The sequence below is a fragment of the Paenibacillus baekrokdamisoli genome, from assembly GCF_003945345.1.
Taxonomy (GTDB): Bacteria; Bacillota; Bacilli; order Paenibacillales; family Paenibacillaceae; genus Paenibacillus_Z; species Paenibacillus_Z baekrokdamisoli.
Window position 1 is genome coordinate 4,796,800 of sequence record NZ_AP019308.1, and the last position, 17,411, is coordinate 4,814,210.

Annotated in this window: 17 protein-coding genes; 7 read left to right on the forward strand and 10 right to left on the reverse strand. The window is 46.3% G+C overall.

Annotated elements, in window-relative coordinates:
• Positions 1-144: 144 nt before the first annotated feature.
• Positions 145-804 (reverse strand): ribonuclease H, encoded by a 660-nt coding sequence (rnhA, locus tag EKN16_RS21170; protein ID WP_125661820.1) that lies wholly within the window; start codon positions 802-804, stop codon positions 145-147.
• 231 nt (positions 805-1,035) lie between these two features.
• A complete protein-coding gene (locus tag EKN16_RS21175; protein WP_125661822.1) occupies positions 1,036-1,410 on the reverse strand; it encodes a TfoX/Sxy family protein in 375 nt (124 codons plus the stop codon).
• A gap of 198 nt (positions 1,411-1,608) precedes the next feature.
• Between EKN16_RS21175 and EKN16_RS21180 the strand changes: the two genes are divergently transcribed.
• From EKN16_RS21180 to EKN16_RS21190, 3 genes are read left to right on the forward strand one after another with little or no spacing between them, the layout of a single operon-like run.
• A complete protein-coding gene (locus EKN16_RS21180; protein WP_197719102.1) occupies positions 1,609-1,938 on the forward strand; it encodes an ArsR/SmtB family transcription factor in 330 nt (109 codons plus the stop codon).
• On the forward strand, positions 1,922-2,374 hold the full coding sequence (locus tag EKN16_RS21185; RefSeq protein WP_125661825.1) for an SRPBCC family protein: 453 nt from the start codon (positions 1,922-1,924) through the stop codon (positions 2,372-2,374). Before EKN16_RS21180 ends, EKN16_RS21185 begins: the two co-directional genes overlap by 17 nt.
• A gap of 38 nt (positions 2,375-2,412) precedes the next feature.
• The gene (locus EKN16_RS21190) at positions 2,413-2,970 is read left to right on the forward strand and encodes an SRPBCC family protein (protein WP_232015904.1); all 558 of its coding nucleotides are present in this window, start codon (positions 2,413-2,415) and stop codon (positions 2,968-2,970) included.
• Positions 2,971-3,081: 111 nt separating this feature from the next.
• On the opposite strand, the gene EKN16_RS21195 is transcribed toward EKN16_RS21190, so the two are convergent.
• The 6 genes from EKN16_RS21195 to EKN16_RS21220 form a co-directional block, all read right to left on the reverse strand.
• On the reverse strand, positions 3,082-3,462 hold the full coding sequence (locus tag EKN16_RS21195) for a DUF1761 domain-containing protein (protein WP_164522918.1): 381 nt from the start codon (positions 3,460-3,462) through the stop codon (positions 3,082-3,084).
• A 32-nt stretch (positions 3,463-3,494) separates the two neighbouring features.
• Positions 3,495-4,325, reverse strand: a complete 831-nt coding sequence (locus tag EKN16_RS21200) for an AraC family transcriptional regulator (protein WP_232015906.1) — start codon at positions 4,323-4,325, stop codon at positions 3,495-3,497.
• Between the two features lie 329 nt (positions 4,326-4,654).
• Positions 4,655-5,143 (reverse strand): hypothetical protein, encoded by a 489-nt coding sequence (locus EKN16_RS21205; RefSeq protein WP_125661831.1) that lies wholly within the window; start codon positions 5,141-5,143, stop codon positions 4,655-4,657.
• Positions 5,144-5,554: 411 nt separating this feature from the next.
• The gene (locus tag EKN16_RS21210; protein ID WP_125666508.1) at positions 5,555-6,286 is read right to left on the reverse strand and encodes a polysaccharide deacetylase family protein; all 732 of its coding nucleotides are present in this window, start codon (positions 6,284-6,286) and stop codon (positions 5,555-5,557) included.
• 122 nt (positions 6,287-6,408) lie between these two features.
• A complete protein-coding gene (locus EKN16_RS21215; RefSeq protein ID WP_125661834.1) occupies positions 6,409-7,122 on the reverse strand; it encodes a YhcN/YlaJ family sporulation lipoprotein in 714 nt (237 codons plus the stop codon).
• Between the two features lie 96 nt (positions 7,123-7,218).
• Positions 7,219-8,055, reverse strand: a complete 837-nt coding sequence (locus EKN16_RS21220; protein WP_125661837.1) for a polysaccharide deacetylase family protein — start codon at positions 8,053-8,055, stop codon at positions 7,219-7,221.
• 271 nt (positions 8,056-8,326) lie between these two features.
• Here EKN16_RS21220 and EKN16_RS21225 point away from each other — a divergent pair, with 271 nt between their 5' ends.
• The 4 genes from EKN16_RS21225 to EKN16_RS21240 all read left to right on the forward strand — a co-directional run bounded on the left by EKN16_RS21225 (position 8,327) and on the right by EKN16_RS21240 (position 15,167).
• Positions 8,327-9,286 (forward strand): carbohydrate deacetylase, encoded by a 960-nt coding sequence (locus tag EKN16_RS21225; RefSeq protein WP_164522919.1) that lies wholly within the window; start codon positions 8,327-8,329, stop codon positions 9,284-9,286.
• Positions 9,287-9,480: 194 nt separating this feature from the next.
• Complete coding sequence (locus tag EKN16_RS21230; RefSeq protein ID WP_125661843.1) at positions 9,481-11,109, forward strand: SWIM zinc finger family protein; 1,629 nt, start codon at positions 9,481-9,483, stop codon at positions 11,107-11,109.
• Positions 11,106-14,060 carry a DEAD/DEAH box helicase gene (locus EKN16_RS21235; protein WP_125661846.1) on the forward strand — a complete coding sequence of 985 codons (2,955 nt, stop codon included), beginning with the start codon at positions 11,106-11,108 and terminating at the stop codon, positions 14,058-14,060. Before EKN16_RS21230 ends, EKN16_RS21235 begins: the two co-directional genes overlap by 4 nt.
• 321 nt (positions 14,061-14,381) lie before the next feature.
• Positions 14,382-15,167 carry an SDR family NAD(P)-dependent oxidoreductase gene (locus tag EKN16_RS21240; protein WP_125661848.1) on the forward strand — a complete coding sequence of 262 codons (786 nt, stop codon included), beginning with the start codon at positions 14,382-14,384 and terminating at the stop codon, positions 15,165-15,167.
• A gap of 176 nt (positions 15,168-15,343) precedes the next feature.
• Here the strand turns inward: EKN16_RS21240 and EKN16_RS21245 are convergent, their stop codons facing one another.
• On the reverse strand, positions 15,344-16,726 hold the full coding sequence (locus EKN16_RS21245) for a sensor histidine kinase (protein WP_125661851.1): 1,383 nt from the start codon (positions 16,724-16,726) through the stop codon (positions 15,344-15,346).
• Positions 16,723-17,403 carry a response regulator transcription factor gene (locus EKN16_RS21250; RefSeq protein WP_125661854.1) on the reverse strand — a complete coding sequence of 227 codons (681 nt, stop codon included), beginning with the start codon at positions 17,401-17,403 and terminating at the stop codon, positions 16,723-16,725. The genes EKN16_RS21245 and EKN16_RS21250 overlap by 4 nt, the downstream gene beginning before the upstream one ends.
• Positions 17,404-17,411 lie beyond the last annotated feature (8 nt).

Below are 17,411 nucleotides of genomic sequence, written 5' to 3' on the forward strand. Positions count from 1 at the left end.
CATCGATGGCTGCCGGATACATATAGCCGGCAGCGAAATCCGGAGACAAAGGCGAACGCTATCGCTTCTTCAGAACGATTCCGTCCGCTTCGCTATGTACTTCGTGATGGCACATTGATTATGGTTTAGAACCTTAATGATTCATTACTTTCTTCCGTAATCCGCTTTAATTTCTCCCCACTGCTTCGTTTGCCATTTTACGACTTTAGTATCGTACGTATTCGTATGCAGCCATCTGACGGCGCGATCTACGAGCTCCCAGATCTCAGCTGTGGAATCATCCTTTACTAAAGTGGAGGATACAGCCTTCTGCTTCACCCATTTCAGTGCGTTTACCGAGTCACTATAGAGAGTCTTGTTACTTCCCTGCTTCTTCAAATAGGCTAAGCCATGTACGATGGCTAGAAATTCACCAAGGTTATTCGTTCCCTTTCGAATAGGACCAACAGAAAAGAGAATTTCTCCCGACTGTGTATCTACGCCCTTGTATTCCACAGGCCCTGGATTACCGCTCGTTCCTACGTCAACGGAGATACTGTTGTAGTCAATCTCCTCATCGGTTGCTGCACTTGAAGACCGTTTCGAGCTACTTTTCTGTGGTTGGCTGCTGCTTGGCCCTTTGCTGCCTTGGCCCCAATGCTTCTTCCAGCCTGCTTTATACGCTTCCTCCGCCGCTGCTTTGGTTTCAAAAGATTTGAACTTCGCATCATCAAACTTATTAATTTGCTCCTGGCAGTCCGACCAGCTTACGTAGACACCCGGCTTTCTTCCGACCCATACCACGTAAAATTTTTGCTTTGCCATCTATATATCCGTCCCGTCTTAGTAAGAATACTTGCCGCTCAGTTCAATCACTTGCCTGCATATAACTATACCAAAAAAAGATGCCCTTGCGGCATCTCATTATGCTTATGGGACGATCAGCTGACACCTCTCTTTGGGGAGCAGTTCGCTTCTTCCGACAAAAATATCCCGACCTCGTATGGTCGGGATCAACTCTCTTACTGCTTCATCTAGAGAAACTGCCTGTCCGTATTAGCCCTTCTTCGAACTTGATTTCTTCTTAGGCACCTTCTCCGGCATCGCACTGACCCACTTCAAGGACTGATCGATCCACGCTGTAATTTTATCCGGTTCTTCCCACCACTGCTCCGGAATGGTTACATATTCCTTCATAGGTTTGCCCGGCATAGGAGAAAATAGCGTTGCTCCTTCTTTCTCAATTAAACGAGAACGCTCCTCCTCCGGAAGGCGAATAAAGATTTGCTGTCCATAGAGTCCTGTGAACATGTTGCCGTTAATAAACCCGGCGAGATTTCCGAACATAGGACGAATATGAATATGAGGATCACCCGGCATAACAGCAGCGAACAATTGTTTCATCTCCTCATTCGTACGAGGTATGGACATAGGTGACGCTCCCTTCGATTTCTTATCATTTCACTGATGTTCTTAAGCCGTTTCAGGCTTCAGGTCATCTATAATCTCCCTGATCCATAATAATTATTTATTATCACTTGTATTTTAGCAACGACTTACGTAAGTGTCAACTTAAATAGATTTATTACTTAAGTTGACACTTAATTAAGTATGTGCTAAATTAATGCCATGATAGAAAAAGTGATCCACGCTATAGCAGAACCTAGACGCAGAGATATTTTATATCTCGTTGGGAATGAAGAGCTCACATCGAGCTCCATCGCGTCTCATTTTGACATTTCGGCGCCGGCAGTATCTCAGCATCTCAAGGTTCTCGAGGAATCTGGACTTCTTGTCGTCAGGAGAGAGGGAACCAAACGGTATTATCGTATGAGGAGGGAAGGTTTTGCCGATCTGAAAGAGTACATTGATCGTTTCTGGGACAACAGCCTGCTGCTATTGAAGGAAGCCGCGGAAGAAGAAGAAAGGAGACAGCGTAACCATGAATCAAACGAATGACACGATAACTAAGGAAATGTTCATCGATTGCCGTCCGGAGATCTTATTCTCCTTCTTTACCGACCCCGAGAAGATGGTTCGCTGGATGGGCAGACATATTCTGCTGGAGCCAAAAATCGGCGGGAAATATCGGATAGATGTTAATGGATCGGATATTGCGATGGGGGAATATAAAGAAATTATTCCAAATGAGAAAATCGTCATGACGTGGGGCTGGGAGAAGTCCAAAGTAGTTCCTCCTGGTACGAGTACGCTTGAATTTCGCCTCACACCCAAGGACAAAGGTACTGTTCTGCTATTAACTCACTATGATTTGCCGGTCGAAGAAATTGCCTCCCATACACAGGGCTGGATGCACTACACAGCTAGACTCCAAACCTTGGCTGAGGGCGGCGATCCAGGCGTAGATCCGTGGTCAGTTACGGCCATGCATTAACTTACAAATAAACGATTAAATTAGGGAGATGGAAGTCAATGACTACATTAACTTGCGATTGTGGATTCTCAGTCGAAGAGGAAAACCGTTATGAAGTGGAAGCGAAGATGTGGCATCATGCGATTCACGATCATGCCGATATGTTGAAAAGCATGTCCGTGGAGCAGCTTACACAATGGCTGGCGGCAAAGGACAAGCAATTAGGTGATTCTTCTGCTATTCACCAGGAGGTTATGTTCGCAGCAAGCCCGAACCGCATCTATGAAGCGTTGACCGATGCTGCACAGTTTAGCAAGGTCGCGGGAGGCGCTCCTACAGAAATAACTCCTGAAGCCGGCGGCTCGTTCTCCTGCTTCGGAGGGATGATCGCAGGAAAAAATATTGAACTAGTGCCTAACAAACGAATCGTTCAAGCTTGGCGTGTCGCAAATTGGGACGAGGGTGTTTATTCACTGGTCAAGATCGAACTGGAGGGACAAGGCTCAGAAACCCGCCTAACCCTTAGTCATACAGGCTTTCCTGGGGGTCAAGAAGCACACCTGGCTCCGGGCTGGCATACAAACTACTGGGAACCGCTCAAGCAATATCTGGCCTAATACTATAAAAACGGTATCCGTTCTATTGAAACGGATACCGTTTTTTATATCTCCTTTATATCTCCTTTATATCTCCTTATCACTTCCAAAGGGCATGGAGTGCCCCCAATATTAGGAATGCAATGCAATGCCATGGTCGCCGATCGCGATTGCATATTCTTTTCTCGACATCAATCCAAAAGCTGCATTTTTCAAATAGGCTACCGCCAGAAGGAGACCGACTATCAGCCCCAATAAAATACCCGACCCTATGTCATCTACACTGGCAGCCTGTACGATCACAGCCATCAGAAACGAGCTAAGAAAAGCAACGATCGGCGAAGCGACGTACATCGGCAACTTACTCTTCCGCTTATCAAGATTGGCTTTATTTAATTGCATCCACGTTCTTCCAAATAACACGGGAGAGTAGTACGCTGCACCGAAGGCCATATATACCAGCCCTCCAACCAGAACGGCAAAATAATTTAACTCCGTGATATTTATCTCCATAACCATGAATCTCCCCCACATACTTATTTCCATCATTTTGGTTCGATGGCAAGTGCTATCGCCGTGATGCGACAATCCAGATCAAGCGTCCCTGGCTTGCTTGCAATACTTATAAGCTCAACTGGGTTCCCTAAATAACGATACCCGCTTCGAGGCAGCCAGAAGCTGTAAAGCTCCGAATAGCATTCAATCAGCAAATCCCTTCTATTGTATTCGATCGCTTCCTCAAACGGATATAGGACATGTTTGCCCCCTTTAAATGATGCCGTATCCATTTCATGACCGATATCTATATCTCCAGTGACAGCGATACAGCAATCATATCGGCACTTATCTACCGGTGTAATATACGGATTATTACACGGCACCCCCAGCATCATCGTATCCTTACTGATCAGATCTCTAGCCTTAGCATAACGGAACACATTCTCCCAGGTATCGGTGATGCCCTGTGTATATGGACCAAGATGCCGCGCGAACATCACGGTTTGCTCCTCCAGCACCACGGTCTGTACCTTCGTGAGATCAAGCCACTGAAATCCAGTATAGTCGCTTTCCTGTTCACTTTCTTTCTGTTTTCTGCTCTGTTGTTTAGATTTCTTGCTATGGAGATATTCTCTAGGGAACCTTTTCAGGTAAGCCCCTTTTGGACTATGCTTGAAATATTCTGTAAAAGAGTAAGTAAAATAGGATAACGAGCTAAATCCGCAATACATTGCAATCTCCGTTACAGGCATATGAGGTTCATAAATCAAGAAGTGTGCAGCCCGTTCCAGTCGAAGCCGCTTCACATAATCGGCAGGTGTCTCCCCGACGATCTCTGCAAATACTCTGTGAAAATGAGAAGGAGAGTACGCCGACAATTTAGCGAGCTGCTCCAGAGGCAGCTTCTCTTCCAGATGGCGTCAATGTATTCCAGAGCTTTGTTAATCCTCTTTCTCTGTTCTTGATCTATATCCGTCATTACGTCAAACGCCTACCTTCCTTCTTGGCTTTGTTGTATATCCCTTTCATTTTATCAAGTGCTGGATGTTATATACCATGCTCACCATCCTGTTATGAACATTCTCTTTATTACAACGGTAATTCGCATTTGTTTTGTGAATGAGTGAGTGAGTGGTTTAACTAGGGTCCTTCCCGCTCCTAATGAAAAAGCCATCCCACAGATCTTTCACCTGTTGAGATGGCCTTTTCAGTATGAAGATGGCATGGAGTTCTCAAGACGAATAGTAATCTCTACGTTGTCTGATGACGGATCCGCATCCGTACGAATGAAGTTCCAATACAGCGGTACCATTCCTCTAAGACGTTCATATTCGGGAGTATTTAACTGAAGACCTTCTACTCGATGCCCTGTAAAGCGATAATCTCTCTCCTCGAGCTTGAGGAATTTAATCGCTAATAAACTCTTAATGCCACCAATTGTAATGAACGGGAAACTATAGCCATGAAGCACCGCGTACTCAATCGTTTGCCAGTTCTCCTTGGCATATGTCAGCAGGCGCTCCCAGTTCACCTCGGAAGTAACGCACTCTGCAAGCTCGGCCTCGCTGCCCGACTGAAGCAGCCCCAAGATCTCTGAGGGTGCAAGGCCATGAGCAAGCAGCCTTTCAAGCTGAAGTGCGTAACGCTGAGGCAGCTTCACTTCGCTTCTATTCTCTTCTTCTATACGGTTGTTCATGGTTTTCCCCTCCATGACCATGTTTTACTTGTACCCGCATCATACGAGATGGCAGGCGACGCTATGATCGCTTCCCACTTTTCCGGATAGATGATGCATAGCCTGCCCTCCCTCCACAAAGAATAACGTATGGCTGATCAAGAAGGAGGGACCTGAAATTGGCTAAACAACAAGGGCATGGCGCTCAGAATACAACGACTCGTACCTCGGACAAGAAAGGTAAGAAATCCGGCAACAAGTAACAGCTGATGACTATAAGCAAGTAATACAAGCAAGTAATACAAGCAAGTAATACAAGCAAGTAATACAAGCAAGTAATATCTGCAAGAAAGCTCATGAATTTAAGTAAGCTAATGACTTAGACCGTGAAGCAATCTGCTTCGCGGTCTTTTTGAATGGTCTTTTTGATGCTTATTTATGGGTTCGAATAATCTCTTGTGTCTTAAAGTTGATAAGCTCAGATACTGTAACGATCTGGAAGCCTCTTCTTTCAAGCTCCGGTAAAATAATCTTAAGCGCTCGAACCGTCTGTGTAGAGCCGGGCGTATAATCATGAAGCAGCACAATATCCCCGTTACGGGCATTGTTCAGGACTTTCTTCACGATCCTGTTAACGCCAGGGCTTCTCCAGTCGTTCGTATCTTGATGCCAGGACCACAATACGGTTGTATAGCCCATCTTTTTTGCGATTTGAAGTAATTGCTCGCTATAGAATCCACCCGGTGGACGGAATAGCGCCGGTTTTTTGCCTGTAAGCTGTACAATGGATTGTTCGGTTTTGAGGATTTCATTCTGAATCGTTAGTGGATCCATTTTTGCCTTGAAGTAAACATGATTGAACGTATGATTGGCTAATTCATGTCCTTCCTCAACCTCCCTTTTAATGGTCTCTGGGAAACGATTTACACGATTTCCGATGACGAAGAAGGTCGCTTTGGCATGGTATTGTTTCAGAAGATCCAGAATTTGATTCGTTGTTTCTGGATAAGGCCCATCATCAAAGGTTAAAGCAATCTTCTTCTCCTCCAGCGGTACCTCCCAAACAATCTCTCCCCTCTTCTCGTAGAAATATCTATCTTTCTTAGGATGCTCAAATCCGCAGAAGACGAAGAAACACAACGTAACGAACAAACAACGCTTCATAGCGACCACTTCGTACCTCCTATTCACTTGCTTTTATATGTTAACCAATGGTTGTTCAGATATCGATATGTAAGAAAAGGACCAACAGTCCAAACCGGAACTGTCGGTCCGTACGGATAAGATTAACGGAAAGGCTTCGTTACCGCATGTCCAATATCCTCAATGATGAGGGTGACTTCATTTGCAAACTTCTTAACCGGATGTTTACTTATCATATCTGCATGAGCTTTTATTATCTTTTGGTGTATAGCCTTGTTTGTTGTTACATAAATCTTGTAAGTCGGATATTCCCGGTGAAGCGTGTTATAGACATGCTTTTCAATTTTCTTCCCTTGCTGCGTATGAATCACATCAAGTCCGACAACAGCTTGCTTATTGTTCACAACTACAGTCGCTTTTTTAACTCCGCTGACCTTTTGCGTGCTCATTACCATTTGTTTGGCTGTTCGTAAATTGTTCTTGTTTAATGTCCCGGCTGTACCATCCACTGCGTTCATTGGATGTACGGTGTTCATTGGATGTACGGTGTTCATTGGGTGAACGGTGTTCATTGGGTGAACGGTGTTCAATGGGCGCATCGGATTGGCCGGAGTCGGATACGTCGGATACGTCGTATTCGTCGGATTCGTCGTATTGTACAAGTTGGTATTTCTCATTGTCCCGTCAGGCAGCAGGGTTGACCCCGTGTAAGGTGCCACATTTGTTCCGATCTTTCTAACAGCATTGTTCGTTTTTACTTCCATCTTTTTGACAGGATGTTGTGCGCATGCAGTAAGAGATGAACCCACTGCACATACCATTAACAGCGATAAGACAGATTTCCATGGTTTATTCATTTTTTAGCCTCCTTTTTCTTTCTGGTTATTAGCATGAGCAAAATGCCGTTTTTAATGAATGGTAAATAGCTGAATAGCTGCCTACAGGAAACGAGCTCAATTCAAATGGTTTATCATTTGATACAGCCTTTTTGCGGAAATACTGGCACTTCCAGCGTTAATACGCGGTATTTCCAGATGATCTACCCCACGCGAGGCCAGGCCAGGATGAATCGTAAATGCGTATCTAATGCCGGATTCGAGTAATAAGACACTAAGCTGGGAGTTGTAAATGCCATAGGGGTAGCTAAAGGAATTCAATTCTGACATCCCCACCTTATTTAATAACTGAAGACAGGTTGACGTATCCTGCAACACCCGATTTTCATACATCTGCTGACTTTCTTTGCCGGTGGCGGTTACCAAATGAGCAGTTAAGTAGCTTTTTCTACCAGCCTTCTTATGCATATCATGGGTATGACATTGAAAATCAATGTTGGGCGGTTCCGTGCGCATCGCATGTATTTGGTCTACAGAAAGATGCGGCAGATAGGGACTTACTTCAAGCAAATAATTCGTCACTACAAAATTAACTGCAGGAACGGAAAGCTCCTTTAAGATCGGGTATGCTTGCGTATAAAAGCTTTCATAACCATCATCGAATGTGATCAGGACAGCATTACTTGGAACGGGCCCACCCTGCATAAAAAGACGAAAATCATGAAGTGAAATGAAATGGTATCCCTTGCTCTTTAGAAAGGTTAATTGCTGTCTAAACAGAGCAGGAGTTATCGTCAATGAATTCGTATTGCTATTGTCCAGATGATGATACATAAGAACAGCAACTTTATCTGTATGGCCGTTGGTTGCTACAGCAGTATGAGCAGGTGATTGAGCAATTAGAATGAAAAGCAGGAAGCTGCCTAATGTTAGGCGGTATACCCTGTGCTTCATTTAACCGTACTCCTCCTTTATAAAATCGCAATAATCCTTAATATTTGTCATATTGTTGCAATTTATCCCTAATTGTAAGAGCCTTCGGTCTCGGTACGAACAGGAGCGAGCAAATTCCCCCACGAAAAAACAGGCTCACGTCTACGCGTGCGAGCCTGTTTCTGAGATAATCTTCCTATTGGCAAAACCATTAATAACACCGTTACTTGTACCTATCCAACTGATAGGTGAAGCATACAATATCAAAAAAAGTAATTTAGGAGATACTACTTTGACCAAATATCTCATCATCAATGCTGATGATTTTGGATTATCTGACCGTGTAAACCAAGGTATACTGAAAGCCCATAAGTTCGGAACGGTATCCAGCACCTCCCTAATGGTCAATATGCCCGGATACGAGCATGCGATTCTCGCAGCCAAACAAACACCATCCTTGGGTGTAGGCTTACATTTTAACCTAACATCTGGGAAACCCCTCTCCCCCGCAGCAGCCATTCCTTCCCTCCTACGTAAGGATGGCTGCTTCTCTGGAGAAAGGCATAGCTGGAAGGAAGAAGAGGTTGAGATTGAGCTAAACCATCAATATAACAAAATCGTCTCCACCAAGGTCATTCCTACTCACTTGGACTCCCATCATCATATTCATATCGAAGTCCCCTCCGTTTACAACGTCATGAAGAAGTTCGCAATTCTCCATGCGCTGCCTCTAAGATTGAATCCTTTTGCCTCTGATCCAATTGACCATGCCCTACGTACTGACTACCTCATCATGGATACGTATGATACCGAAGACGGCATAGTACGCCTTCTTACGCATATTCAAACTTTACAAGAAGGAACAACCGAGATCATGTGCCACCCACAGGATTCCGAAAATGAGACTAAAGGTGCGGAGCTGCTAGCCCTGACGAATCCGTTGATTAAAGAGGCTATTCAAATGCACGCAATCCAGCTCATTCATTTCAGACAGCTCATTCATTTCGGACAGCTTCCTAAAATTGAGCCTTTGCTTGAGTTTGAGCCTTTGCTTGAGCCTTTGCTTGAGCTTGAACCACCTCAGCCCAGCTCTCCCATACCTAGCCACTCGAAACGTCGTATACCAAGCAGGAAGAGAAGAATATTAAAAACCAGAAAGAAAATAGTGACCCTTAAAAAAACGCGAATCCGCAAGAAGAAGCATCTCTCCCCTTTGTCCAAAACCAAGAAAAGGAAGCCAAGGGGCTATTAGTTCTCTAATAGTCCATTCACCAAGCTCCCAAATTCGGACATGATCAAGCAAATCATCACTTATACCCAAGCTTACGGCCGAAGGTATGATTTGAACTGCCCCAAAGCTAAGAAAGCGCCTAGATCCGTGAGAACTGATATAATAGAATAAATAATCACTACCCATAAACCTTAATTCGCGGGAGACATTCCATAATGAAACCTACCTATAGCATGGATGACACACAGTGGGATAAGCTCATTGATCATGTGTCCAAGTATTTCGATGATCTTACGATTAAGCGCGGATTCCAATATTTCAAGCAAGAGCGTGTCCAGCAGTTCACGATGCCAGAGCCTGAGCATCTTGAAGCCGTTGTTGAAGGAAATGAACCCTATCGCGTCGATATCCGATTAAATACCTTCTTGTCCAGCCATTGTACTTGTCCGGTTCAGGGCAACTGCAAGCACATGATTGCCGTCTTACTTCATTACGCCAGCTTGCTCGAGCGCCCGATTCACGCAATCGTGAATGCCAAATCCAATGTAGTCTCGAAGCAAGCCAAACATGCACATGCTGCTCCATTGGCTGCTTCTACCTTAACCAAACTAAAGGAGCAAGCCAGTAAAATACCCACAATGTCCATTGCTCAGTGGCATGAGCTCTTTGAGCTTTGCTGCGCTCCGCTGTCCGATAGCACCCCAAATGCGCAATATGTGAAGGATACAGCAGCCGTTATTAATAAAATAAAGCCTCCGCTATCACCAATCAAGGAGCAGTTATTCGGCTTACATCTCTACCTGTTCATACTGGAGAAGCTGGTCAAGCAATCTCAGCACCAGCCGCAGAATCAATGGCGTACTTCTGGCTATTATATGGGTTTCCATACCCATGTTGCGGCGGATGATGTGAGAGAAACGATAGATAAGATTTTCGCAAATGAGCTTGCAATCTCTTCTGAACCGGAGCATTGGTCCAGCGTGATCGAGACGCTAGCTTATCTTCGCAGACGGATGTTAACGGAGTCGCAGTCCCTCACTTATTTCTCCGATCTCTATTCTCAGCTGTGGATCAAGTGGATTCATCCTGCTCTCCAAGGTACGTCTGTATACATGGAGGAATTGGCGCATTTATTAGCTGCCAAAGAAGAACTAGGGTCGGCTCTCTCCAAGCTTCCTTGGCTGGCAGCTCAGATTCGGATGCACTTCTATCTCTCTCAGGATCAAGAGGCTTGGTCGCTGTTACAGACTGCTGGGAGCAGCTCGGTCATCCGTTCCGAGGATCTGTACTCCTTCTTACATGAACTATCTGACGCCAAGGCATGGCCACGTTTAGTCAATTGGTTAGTGGAGGCTGGACCCTTGCTGAGCAGCTATCGAAAAGGCAGTATGCAGCCTTATTCGGTTTATTGGGAAAGAGCTGTTCAAGCGCTTCCCGAAGCCGAGCCGCAAATGTGGAAAAGCCTTGTACTCATGCTTCCTTATTCCAGAGATATCTATGAGGAAACGTTGATTACACATGGCCGATGGCTGCAATGGATGGATTATCATTTGAGTACCGGCAGCATGCCCCATGACTTTCGTGTCAGCGATTTGCAGCCGATTGAGAAGCAAGCGCCTGAGCTTCTGCTGCCCTTCTATCATCAGGCTGTAGAAAGATTCATCCTGGAAAAGAATAGACATAGCTACAAAGCAGCGGTAAAGCTGCTTAAGCGGTTGTTCAAGCTGTATAAGAAAATGAAACAGGAGGATCGCTGGGAGCTGTTCTTCACCGCATTCTCCGATCGACATAGCCGTCTTCGCGCACTGCAGGAGGAGCTTCGGAAAGGAAAACTCTTAACATGAACACTTATACAGATACCCTTACAGTCCATGCAAGCTTAAGTGCATATGGAGATGCACTTATTTTTGGATCAACAAGTTCAGACAACTACGTGCCTGGCCTATTCTTGAAGCAGCGTCTATTCGCTTGGCATGAAGCTTCGTTCTATGGCACGGAGCTTGCGATTCAACAGGTGCAGGAGGTCGAGCTTGTGCTGCTTCCCTCCGAGCAGGTAATTCCTTTCTTCGCAGAACGGAATATTCTGGAGCATATCCAATGGGAGTGGGCCGAGGAGGCTGAGCCCTTGGTACAGCTTGCTCCTATGCTGGCTGCATGCATAGAGGAGAAGAGATTCATCCCCAGCTTATCAGCGTTTCAGGCAGGCAAGCTGCAGTGGACTTGGGATGAGGCGGCGCTTGGCGTGGAAGAACAAGCTCTGCTGGGTAAAGCAAGCCTTGAGGATCACTTCAAGGATGGATTAAGTGCGGCATTCTCTGCCGCTGTATTTCATCGTTATTATGGAACAGAAGTGAGTGCAGCTGATCTTCGGAGAGAGTACCCCCTGCTCTTCACCAAGGATCGAGCTGCCGCTGCTGGCATAGATGAACAAGCTTGGCTGATTGCGATTGGCTGGAAAGCCGATACCGCACCTTTCCGTCCACTCTTGCAGCTGCTGGAGCCTGATGACAATGAAATTTCATGGCGTCTTAAGCTGGTTCTGCAGGACAAGCAGGATCCTGCTGTACTTGTTCCCGTAAGACTCGCCCATGACGGTGACGTATTCGGATCATGGCCGGGCGCATGGTCGGCCTATATACACGAGCGCTCAATAGGCTGGCTGGACCGCTTGCGTGCAAGTCTGCCTGCAGAACAAACAGCTGGCAGCCGTGAGGATGTGCTGAGCAGCCCGCTTACCGATGAAGCGGCTTGGCAATTCTTGACGATAGACAGCCAGCGTTTACTCGAAGCTGGCTGGCAAGTGCTGCTCCCGGCATGGTGGGAAGCAGCAAGCCGGAAGAAACCCCGGCTTCGCGCCAAGGTTCGCTCCGGTGTAGGCGGATCAGGAAGCTCTGGAGGCTCGCTGCTCGGGCTGGACTCGCTGATCGATTTTGATTGGCGGATCGCTATTGGAGATACAGATCTCACCGAGGCTGAATTTGCCGACCTTGTTGCCCGTAACGAGCGTTTAGTCCGCTTCCGCGGACAATGGGTCCCGCTTGATCCCGCCCTTCTCGCGCAAATTCGCAAGGCCATGTCCGGCGTAGACAGCATGCAGGGGTTATCCTTTCAAGATGTATTACAGCTGCATCTGCTTGGAGAAGGCGATGGGTCGGAGAATGGCGAACAAGAACAATCGCTTGAGAGTTCAGCGCGCATCCAGCTTGAGGTTGAGCTGAACAAGCATTTGATTACACTCATCAGCCAGCTAGGACAGCAGGCAGAATGGCCGAAACTTGATGAACCAGTTGGACTGCAGGCGGAGCTGCGGGCTTATCAACGTGATGGATACAGCTGGCTCGCTTTTCTAAGACGCTTCGGACTTGGTGCTTGTCTTGCGGATGATATGGGACTTGGTAAAACGGTGCAGTTTATCGCTTATCTGCTGCAGCTTAAAGAAACGACTCCAAACACGGACCGCTTCCCTTCTCTCCTTATTTGCCCAACCTCGGTACTGGGCAACTGGCAGAAGGAGCTAACCCGGTTTGCTCCGTCCTTGCGGGTCATGCTCCACTATGGAGGCAAACGTCTTGGTCATGAGGACTTTCAAGCCGAAGCTGGTGAAGCGGATATCATTCTCACATCTTATGCGACCGCTGCGCTGGATCAGGAGCTGCTTAAAGCCTTCACTTGGACAACTCTTTGCCTAGATGAAGCGCAAAATATTAAGAATGCACAAACCAAGCAATCTTCCGCCGTTCGCAGCTTCCCGGCCAGACATCGCATTGCGCTCACGGGAACGCCTATCGAGAATCGACTGTCAGAGCTCTGGTCCATCTATGATTTTATCAATCCGGGATATCTGGGTACCTCCCGCGCCTTTAATGAACGATTCAGCAACGCAATCGAGAAAGAGCGTAACGAACAGCGTACAGCTGACCTGCAAAAGCTGGTCAAGCCGTTCATGCTGCGGCGTAAGAAGAAGGATCCGGCCATACAGCTCGACTTGCCAGATAAGAACGAGATGAAGACCTATATCCATCTCACAGCTGAGCAGGGTGCGCTGTATGATCAATCCGTCAATACGCTTATGGAACGTATGCAGAAGCTGGAGGGTATTGAGCGCAAAGGGGCTATTCTTGCTGCACTCACACAGTTCAAGCAGCTCTGTGATCATCCAATGCTCTTGACGAAGGAGCCCCTTCCGGAAACGGATAAAACGAAGGATGGTTACGTGGATACGGAAACGTTAATCAGTCGTTCAGCCAAGCTGGAGCGTCTGCTCGCCATGGTGAAGGAGCTGCGGGAAGAGGGCGAGCGCTGCCTAATCTTTACGCAGTACATTGGCATGGGCCAGCTGCTGCAGCTGGTGCTTCGGCAAGAGCTGCAAGAGCCCGTACTCTACTTAAATGGAAGCACCTCCAAATCGGCGCGCGATAAGATGATTGATCAATTCCAATCCCAGTCGCTGCCTGCTGCGGAACAGCCAAGCGTGTTTATCCTCTCCATTAAGGCTGGAGGCGTAGGTCTTAATCTTACGGCAGCCAATCATGTCTTTCACTTCGACCGCTGGTGGAATCCGGCAGTTGAGAACCAAGCGACCGACCGTGCCTACCGCATGGGACAGACCCGTGATGTGCAGGTACACAAGTTCATTTCGCTGGGGACGCTGGAAGAACGTATTGATGAAATGCTGGAGAATAAGCAGCAGCTTAGCGATAATGTTATCGCGAGCTCTGAAGGCTGGATCACCGAGCTATCAACGGAAGCGCTGAAGGATCTCTTTACACTGCGGCGTGATTGGATGGGCGGATAAAGAATACCTCTAGCAGGATGCGTTTTTTGCAGCTTGCTAGAGGTTTTTTTATGAAATTTAAATGAGATCATGTATCCGCGGTTCGAATTCGCGGATTGAATTCATGGTTGACAAAAATTCTTATTACGAATACAATGATCCCATGAGGAAACAGTGTTACCAAAAATTCCTTTCAACCATATTTAAAATTTCTTTACGTATTATTTTTATCCGAATATTGCTTATGCTGAAGTTCTTATAACAAATGACTTCAGTTAATTATTGATTTTTAGGTAACAATGTTACTGAAATAAAATAACGTTACTATGGAGGTTGATTATTATGTTCAATTACTCAAACAAAACAGCTCTTATCACAGGTGCATCATCCGGTATTGGTGAAGCTTTTGCCAATTCGCTAGCAGCTAAGAAATGCAATCTCATTCTGGTCGCACGCAATGAAGCGAAGCTTACGACGTTGGCTGCAGAGCTTTCAGCTGCATACAAGGTTAAAGCAACGGTAATCGCACTTGATCTTTCCGCACCAGGTGCGTCACAAGCTTTATTCCAAGTGGTTCAAAACCATCATTTAAAGGTTGATCTCTTAATTAACAATGCGGGTTTTGCCACCTATGGGTACTTTGAGCAAGTTTCAGGAGCACGGCAGCATGAGGAAGTCATGCTTAATGTCGCTGCTTTAGTGGATATCACACATGCATTCATGCCTGATTTATTACGTAATCAAGATGGCGGGTTAATCAATGTTTCTTCTACTGCTGCCTTTCAACCCGATCCTTACATGGCGGTTTATGGAGCAACCAAAGCGTTCGTACTCTCCTTTAGTGAGGCACTTTGGGCCGAAAACCGTAAACGTGGGCTTAAGGTTCTTGCACTCTGCCCAGGTGCAACAGAAACTGCCTTTTTTAATGTTGTTGGCTCGAGTGAAGCATCCGTTGGCTCTAGGCAAACACCAAATACCGTTGTAACGAACGCTTTAAAGGCATTCGAGAAAGGCAAAAGTCATCTTATCTCCGGTCGTCAAAATTATTTGGTCTCCCAGGTTTCAAGATTTTTCTCTCGTCAATTTACATTAGGCATCGTTGAACGCACTCTCCGACCACGTAAGTAAATCACCCATTGGTTTGGTGCGCTAAGATGTTCAACCCGCGATTAATAAACACAGCAAAGAGGCTCGTCCATGAATTAACATCATTGGATGAGCCTCTTCGCTATGTTCGAGCAAGAACTTTCATGCCCCCATTACCCACTCTGGCTATTCTTTAGTCAAGGGAAAGCAGCGGCAAGTTACAACCGCGGAAGTGTTACGGTGATGGTCGTCCCGGAGCCATACTGGCTTTGCAGCTGAATGTTCCCTTGATGAAGCGTAACCACTTGCTGAACGATGGACAGCCCCAGGCCACTTCCTGTTGAGGATCGCTGCCTGATTTTATCTACTTTGTGAAACCGCTCAAAGAGAAAAGGAATGTCTTCTTCTGGAACGCCTATGCCCGTATCGCCGATCTCCACCTCTATCGTTTCTTCATCCGAGCTCGTAATACGGATACTGATCGTATCACCAGACTCACAGAATTTGATGCTGTTAGAAATCAGATTGAGCCACACCTCATAGAGCAGCTGAGCGTCAGCGACGATCATAACCTCTGGAAGGTCGAGGTCCAGCTGCAACGATTTCTCCGACCACTGCCATTCGAGCATGATGATGATCTGTCGGATCTGCTCATCTAAGCGAAATTCGCTTTTTTGCAAACCCTTATCTTCCTTATCCAGCGCAGCTAGCGTAAGAAGCTGCTTGCTCAAGGAGGACAAGCGCCTGCTCTCCTCTTCAATAATGGTCAGGTATCTCTCCGATTCCTCCGGCGTAGTCTCCTTATCCAGCACTGCCCTAACGAAGCCTTGAATCGAGGTTAATGGGGTTTGAAACTCATGCGAGACATTCGCAACGAATTCCTGCCTCATCTGATCCAGCTGTTGGATCGACCTTGTCATATGAGAGAAATGGTTAGCCAGATCACCAATTTCATCTTTGCGTGAGACCTCGAGTCCAACATTGAAGTTTCCTTTGACGATTCGCTGCGTGGCCTTGGTTAGCTCCTTGATTGGTCTTACAATAAAACGAGAAAAAACAATAATCAGCAGCAGACTAATGAGGAAGGTACTTCCAAGAAGAACGGCAACGATGATTCGAACTTCACCGATCTGCTTCTGAAGATCCGGCCTAATGAATAAGGCTACCTTCCCATCAGGGGAATCAATAGGAATCCCCACCGTATTGCGGATGCTATTTTCGAAGAAAGCGATGATCTGTATACGATGATTTTCTACACTCATACCATGGTAAACGCCACCATCTAGCACGGATTGCAGCTCTGCGTCTGATAATTGGCCATGCTTGAATGCAGAACCATAGACCTTGCCCTGCAAATTCCCATGAACCGCATAAATTTGAAACCCTAAAGCTGCAATATGAGTCAGATACGTATCCAAATCCACCTTCATGTTCGGCTCGTATAAGGAACGGATATTCTCACCAATCGTCATGATTTTTTGCTCGTTATCTGATTTCAATCGAAGCTCATAATACAAGCTGGTCATGAGTAAGCCGAAGATGCTGCTAACCAGAGCGATCATCACGAACGTTAGCACGATGCGTATATATAAGGATTTCATCCTTCACCAACCTCCAGCTTATACCCGAGTCCACGAATCGTCGTGATGGTGAAATCTGCTTGCCGGTCTGCGAACCGCTCGCGCAAGCGCTTGATGTGAACATCGACTGTTCTGCTGTCACCTAAGAAGTCTGCTCCCCAGATCAATTGGATTAATTGCTCACGCGTATAGATCCGTCCCGGTTGGCTGGCTAATTGAGCGAGCAGCTCAAATTCCCGCAGCGGCAAGGGAATCGTTAGCTCTCCAATCTTCACTTCATATCCCCTTCGATCGATATGCACCTGACCGAGCTTGATGAATTCGGATGAAACTAATTTGTATCTGCGTAACAAGGCTTGAATGCGGAACAGCAGCTCTTTGGGCTCGAAGGGCTTGACCAAATAATCATCGGTTCCCGAACCAAACCCTTGCTCCTTATCCTCGATCTCTCCTTTTGCAGTAAGCATGATAACAGGAATGTCATAATGCTCCCTAATCTCCCTGCACAGCTCAAGACCGTTCATCACGGGCATCATTATATCAACAATTGCCAAATGCACCTGCTCATTTTCAAGGATCGTAGAGGCAACTTCCCCATTCTCCGCTTCCAGCACCATGTAGCCTTCTTTACTCAATACAAACCGCAGGAGCTCTCTAATATAGGGATCATCATCCGCGACAATAATATGTATTCTCATCTCTTATC